Source organism: Prosthecobacter sp. (genome assembly GCF_044378005.1).
Classification (GTDB): Bacteria; Verrucomicrobiota; Verrucomicrobiia; order Verrucomicrobiales; family Verrucomicrobiaceae; genus Prosthecobacter.
Genome location: NZ_JBILYB010000256.1, coordinates 1 through 4,668 on the forward strand (window position 1 = coordinate 1; position 4,668 = coordinate 4,668).

General features: G+C 63.4%; 2 protein-coding genes and 1 pseudogene. All 3 read right to left on the reverse strand.

Annotated features, from left to right (window positions below; all coding sequences use genetic code 11):
* Positions 1-3,017: class I SAM-dependent DNA methyltransferase (locus tag AC6FTP_RS25580; RefSeq protein ID WP_497209733.1), on the reverse strand; the 3,017-nt coding region annotated here is incomplete at its 3' end.
* Positions 3,018-3,104: 87 nt separating this feature from the next.
* Positions 3,105-3,917 carry a glutamate racemase gene (murI, locus tag AC6FTP_RS25585; RefSeq protein ID WP_497209734.1) on the reverse strand — a complete coding sequence of 271 codons (813 nt, stop codon included), beginning with the start codon at positions 3,915-3,917 and terminating at the stop codon, positions 3,105-3,107.
* A 74-nt stretch (positions 3,918-3,991) separates the two neighbouring features.
* A pseudogene (locus AC6FTP_RS25590) lies at positions 3,992-4,668 on the reverse strand (hypothetical protein); the annotation flags it as partial.

Genomic DNA, 4,668 nt, shown 5'->3' on the forward strand with positions numbered 1-4,668 from the left:
CGCTTGCGGTGCGCATCCAGCCTCTCCCCCAGGTCCCGGATGCGCTGCTTCAACGCGCCTTCTTCGAGGGCGGGGAATGGGAAGGGCTCGAAGCAGCGGGTTTTGACATAAACGGAATCGTTGCCGACGCCGAGCCATGAGCCGGTTTTTAGTGACCAAGCGACGTGAAGGGAACAGGAAAGGACACCGAGGACGAAGGCATCGTCCGATGCGATGGCAATGAGCTTGTTGTCGGGGAGAATGCTCTGATCGAGGAAGGTGAAGAGGCGGTGCTTGCTGGTCTCGACAGTGGCGACGTAGCGAGAAAGACCATGAAGCCCTGATCTCAGTTCTGTGTTTTTTCGGCCGAACAACCACCAGTTTTCTCTTCTGTAGGCCTCGTTGTTGTTATCACGCTCTGGTTTGACGTGAGTGAAGACCCATTGATAAACTTCTGGATAACGCTGCTGAACTTCATCAGCAGCCAAACCGTTCAAGTCTATGACCATTACGCCTCGTGGCGTCTGCGCCAGATCCCTTCCATTGCGGTAGTCCCTGATATGGTTCTCCAAGCCAGATATTCGGCCTAACCCCAATTCGGCAGCTTGAGATTTTGAGACGATAAATCCAGCTCCATGCAACTTAACTCCCGTGTTCGTAATTCCTGCGTTGGCTAGCAGAGGATCGCATGAAGTCAGGTCCGCGCCGATTTGAAGATTGGCAACTAGGATGCCCCCACTTGTTGAGAGAGTGACTTCGTGTTCGCCATCTTCGTGAGCCTGCTCAGCGATGACCTTTTCAAGCTGGCCTGCGGCTTTGCCAGGGGCGGCGACGGTCATGGCGATGCGGACGGCGGCTCCGTCGGCGGAATCAATCCAGGGATGATCCGGGATGGCGTAGGCGAGGTGGAGGGGCTTTTTGGCATCGGCCAGGAAGGGCTCGATGACGCGGCGGTTGAAGGTCTGGTGGATGGAGTTGGTGGTGATGAAGCCGAAGCGCTTGGCTTTGGCATCGCGAACGAGTTCGGCGGCTTTTTGCCACCAGAACATGACGAGGTCGGCAGACTCGGGCACGCTGCCTTTCCAGGCGGTGCGGAGGGATTCGGTGTAGCCGTCGCCGAGGGCCTCGCGCATCCGAGAGGCTCCGATGAAGGGGGGATTTCCCACGATGTAGTCGGCCTGGGGCCAGTCGGCGCGGCGGGGGGCGGTGTAGTCGTAGAGGGGAATGCGGGCGGTTTCGTCGGGGACTTCTTTGCCGGTGATGGGGTGGGGCTTCGTGCTGTGGCCGTCCCAGAGGGTGAGGGGCTCCCCAGTGGCGGGATCGAGGCGGGGGAGGCGCTGGTCATAGGCGAGCACGGCGTCTTGCTCGAAGATGCTGCGGTCCTTTGGCAGCAGGGGGCGGTCGCCGGTATCGGCCTTGCCGGTGGTCTTGTGCTGCCACTGGAAGTAGCCGATCCAGAGGACGAGCTGGGCGATGGCGACGGCTTGTTTATTGATCTCCAGGCCGATGAAGTGCTCTGGACGGACGCGGAAGCCCTGCATCTCCAGGCTGGCATTCCCGCCGAGGGCGGCGATGAGCTGGAGAACCTCTGACTCCAGGCGCTTCATGTGCTCCATGGTGACGTAGAGGAAATTGGCGGTGCCGCAGGCGGGGTCCAGCACGGTGAGGCCGCAGAGGTGGTGGTGGAAGGCGATGACCTGGGCGAGGGCGGTGGCGTCGTTCTTGGTGGCGTCTTTGCGGAGCTTCGCGGCCTCGGTGCCGAGTTTTTTCGCGGCGGTGCCGGTGCCTGCGGCGAGTTTGATTTTGGCCTGGGCCTCTAACTCGTCGGCCTGGGTCTCCATTTGATCTGCCTCTTCCTGAAGGGTGGCGGCGGCGATGCGGACGGCGTCCCACTGCTCACGGAGGGGACCGATGATGGTGGGGCGGATGAGGCGCTCGACATAGGAGCGGGGGGTGAACTCGGCGCCGAGCTTATGCCGCTCCCGTGAGTCGAGGGCGCGGACGAGGAGGGTGCCGAAGATGGAGGGCTCGACGCCGGACCAGTCGGTGGCGGCGGCATCCGTGAGCATGGCGAGCTGGGCGGCTGAGAGAGGGAGGGCACTGGTGTCCGCAAACAGGCCGCCATTGAAGTGGGCGATCTCTTTGAACAGGAGGGCGGAGTAATGGGTGCCGGTGGCCATCTCCTGCCAGAGGGCGGAGACGAGGACGGGGAAGCCTCGTGGGTTTTCTTTGGCACGGTCCAGCAGGGTGTTGAAGCCGTGCTCGGGGAGCAGGCCAACATCCTCGGCAAACATGGTGAAGAGGCTGCGCTGGAGGAACCCGGCGATGACCTGGGGCTCGTGCCCGTCGGCCTCAAGAGACTTGGCCAAAAGGGCGAGGCGGCTGGCGATGTCGCGGGTGACTTTGGCAGCGACCTTCGAGGGATCGAGCGAGAGGGGATCGAGCCAGACGCGGCGGAGGCGCTCGCGGATCTCGGGGCGGTGGAGGTCGGCGAGGGTGATGCGGTAGGAGACGGGGTCTGGGAAGCGCTCATACTGGCCGCCCGTGCAGGTGAACTCGGCGTAGAGGTCGATGCTGTGGCCGACATCGCAGACGATGAGGAAGGGCGGGCGGCCCTCCTCGGCAGGCAGGGCGGTGATGTAGCCGCGCGCCTGGTGGTAGGCGCGTTCGAGGGCTTTATCAAAGGCAGCGGTGCCGCGCTTGCCATGGCCGGACTTGGTGGCGGTGGGCTTGGCGGCGAGTTCGTCGGGGGCGGTATCGGCGGAGAGGCCCTGTTTGGTTTCGTTGACGAAGTGACGCGCTTTGTAGAGGTCGATGTAGTTCGTGGTGCTGCTGCCGTCTGGGTGGGTGCGGGTGATGGCGCGGTCGAAGACGTAGAGATTCCGCGTGGTGTCTGCGGAGGTCGGGTCGGGGCGCGGGACGCCGATGATGTCGCACAGCTCGGAGAGGAACATCTGGTAGTTTGCCCGCTCGGCTGCGCCGGAAGATGACCAGCGGGAGATGAAGGCGGTGATTTGCTCGGGAGTGGCGGCGGGCATGGGGAGGCGCTGAGTGTACGATGACTCGGCAGAATGCAAGGCGGGAACGGGAGGGGCGTGAAAGCACGACAGACTCTCCGCAGCCACTTACAGCGTGGCCTTCTTCACCTTGCCGAAGTCGGTGCCGAGGAAGCGCCTGGCCATGGCTTCGGCCTGCTCGGAGAGGTCGGTGAGGTAGATGTCGAGACTGGGCTTGGACTTGGCTTTGCGGAGGAGGTGCTGCTGCTCGAGGACGCGCTGGGTGTGGGCGGCGCAGGTGCTGGCGCTGTCCACGAGACGGACTTTTTTCCCGAGCATCTTTTTCAGCACGGGCATGAGCAGGGGGTAGTGCGTGCAGCCGAGCATGAGGGTGTCGATGCCTTTGTCCAAGAGGGGGTCGAGATACTGCTTCAGCACGAGCTTCAGGGCGGGGTGGTCGATCCAGCCTTCCTCGACGAAGGGCACGAGCAGGGGGGTTGCGGTGGCGTGGATTTGCAGGCCGGGGCGGCGCATGGCTAGGGCGTATTGATAAGCGCTGCTGCGGATGGTCCCGGCGGTGCCGATGATGCCGACTCGCTCGCACTTGGCGTCTGCCAAGGTGGCCTCGACGCCGGGCTCGATGACGCCGATGACGGGCACGCGGAAGGTGGCCTGAAGGGTGGGCAGGGCGTGGGCGGTGGCGGTGTTGCAGGCGACGATGACGGCCTTGACCCCATGGCCGACGAGGAACTGTGAGTCCTCGACGGAGAAGCGTCGGATGGTGTCGGGCGACTTTGACCCGTAGGGCACGCGGGCGGTATCGCCGAGATAGACGATGGACTCCTGAGGCAGCAGCTCACGCAAGGCACGGACGACGGTAAGTCCGCCGACGCCGGAGTCGAAGACGCCGAGGGGGGCTTGGGAAGGATCAGAAGAGGGCATGGGGTGCGCGACTGGAAGCGCGGGCGGGGCTGGGGAGCAAGGCGAGATTGGGATGCTCCCCTGCCCTTTCGCACTCAGCCCATGAGCCCGTCGATGTCGATGAGATGAAGCTGGCGGCCGTTGGCTCCGTCGGGGGCATCGATGCAGACAAGCTTTTCATCGCGGCTGCTGCGCGGGTGGCAGTCCACACGCCATTCGCCTTTGTATTCCGGCGGCTGGGGGAAGTAGCCGAGGTCGATGCGCTTGTTTGTGGCGATGTGATACAGGTGCGGCGTCTGGATGCGGCGAACGCCTTTGGGATAGGTGTCGTTGAGGATCCATTCGTTGTTCTTCAAATAGGTGAGATGGCCGCCGCCATCGAGCACGCCGTGGCCGATCTCGGCGACGATGCCGCTGTCTTTGTCCTCGAAGAGGAAGTCGCCCCACTCTTTGTTACCCAGCCAGTCTTTGGCCTGAGAGAGGATGTGCGTGGCATCGCGCCAGATGAAGTGGGAGGCATAGCCATTCGGGATGACGATGCGCAGGTCGCTGCCGTCCATGGCTGCGGTGATGAGGCGCGTGAGGTGGCCGCCCTTGGGCTGCGTCCAGCGGTGCAGCATGATGAAGCGTTTCCCATCCGGCCCGACGAGCAGGTGATACGCGTGGTGCTTCGAGGTGGGGTGATTCTCCATCACGGTGCCGGTCTTGGCGAGCAGATCGTGGCTGACGATGAGCTTCTCCGCGCCCGTCTCCAGGTTCACATGCGTGACGC